This window comes from Plasticicumulans sp. (assembly GCF_035331805.1).
Classification (GTDB): Bacteria; Pseudomonadota; Gammaproteobacteria; order Competibacterales; family Competibacteraceae; genus Plasticicumulans.
In genome coordinates this window covers 1-1,522 of sequence record NZ_DAOLKE010000559.1, presented here as the reverse complement: position 1 = coordinate 1,522, position 1,522 = coordinate 1, and the positions used below count along the sequence as shown (strand labels likewise).

The 1,522-nt window shown below is 70.2% G+C and carries 1 protein-coding gene; it reads left to right on the top strand.

Annotated features, from left to right (window positions below):
• The first annotated feature begins 73 nt into the window (after positions 1-73).
• Positions 74-1,522, top strand: a complete 1,449-nt coding sequence (gene gabD, locus PKE44_RS19360) for an NADP-dependent succinate-semialdehyde dehydrogenase (protein ID WP_324554485.1) — start codon at positions 74-76, stop codon at positions 1,520-1,522.

Genomic DNA, 1,522 nt, shown 5'->3' with positions numbered 1-1,522 from the left:
TGAACGGCCGCACGGCGACCGAAGGTGGAGACCGATGACCCAGACGACCCAGCAGACCCCGAATCCGCTGCGGATTCCGCTGAAAGACCCGACCCTGTTCCGCGAGCGCTGCCCGATCGGCGGCGAATGGCAGGGTGCCGATGACGGCGCGACGATCGCCGTCACCGATCCGGCGACCGGCGCGCGGCTCGGCACGATCCCGAAGATGGGCGCGGCCGAGACCCGGCGCGCGGTCGCCGCGGCCGCGGCGGCGCTGCCGGCCTGGAAGGCGCTGACCGCGAAGGAGCGCGCCGGACGGTTGCGCAAGTGGTTCGAGCTGCTGATGGCGAATCAGGAAGACCTCGCGCAGCTGATGACCGCCGAGCAGGGCAAGCCGCTCGCCGAGTCCCGCGGCGAGATCGGCTACGCGGCGAGCTTCATCGAGTGGTTCGCCGAGGAAGGCAAGCGCATCTACGGCGACACGATCCCGGCGCACGCCGCCGACAAGCGCATCGTCGTGCTCAAGGAGCCGATCGGCGTCTGTGCGGCGATCACGCCGTGGAACTTCCCGGCGGCGATGATCACGCGCAAGGCCGGCCCCGCGCTCGCAGCCGGCTGCACGATGGTGCTCAAGCCCGCCTCGCAGACGCCGTACTCGGCGCTGGCGCTCGCCGTGCTCGCCGAGCGCGCCGGCATTCCGGCCGGCGTGCTCAACGTCGTCACCGGCTCGGCCGGCGAGATCGGCGGCGAGCTGACCGCGAACCCGGTCGTGCGCAAGCTGAGCTTCACCGGCTCGACCGAGATCGGCTGCCAGCTGATGGCGCAGTGCGCGCCGACCGTGAAGAAGGTGTCGCTCGAACTCGGCGGCAACGCGCCGTTCATCGTCTTCGACGACGCCGACCTCGATGCCGCCGTCGACGGCGCGATCGCCTCGAAGTACCGCAACGCCGGCCAGACCTGCGTGTGCGCCAACCGCCTGCTGGTGCAGGACGGCGTCTACGAGGCCTTCGCCGAAAAGCTCGCCGCGAAGGTCGCGCAGCTCAAGGTCGGCCCGGGCACCGGCGACGGCGTCACGATCGGCCCGCTGATCGATGACAAGGCCGTCGCCAAGGTCGAGGAACTGCTCGGCGATGCGCTCGGCAAGGGCGCGAAGCTCGTCACCGGCGGCCAGCGCCACGCGCTCGGCGGCAGCTTCTTCGAGCCGACCCTCGTCACCGGCGTCACGCCGGCGATGCGCATGGCGAAGGAGGAAATCTTCGGCCCGGTCGCGCCGCTGTTCCGCTTCTCGACCGAAGCCGAAGCCATCGCGATGGCCAACGACACCGAGTTCGGGCTGGCCGCGTACTTCTACGCGCGCGACCTCGGCCGCGTCTGGCGCGTCGGCGAGGCGCTCGAATACGGCATCGTCGGCATCAACACCGGCCTGATCTCGACCGAGGTCGCGCCGTTTGGCGGCGTCAAGCATTCCGGCACCGGCCGCGAAGGCTCGAAGTACGGCATCGAGGACTACCTCGAAATCAAGTACCTGTGCATGGGCATCTGA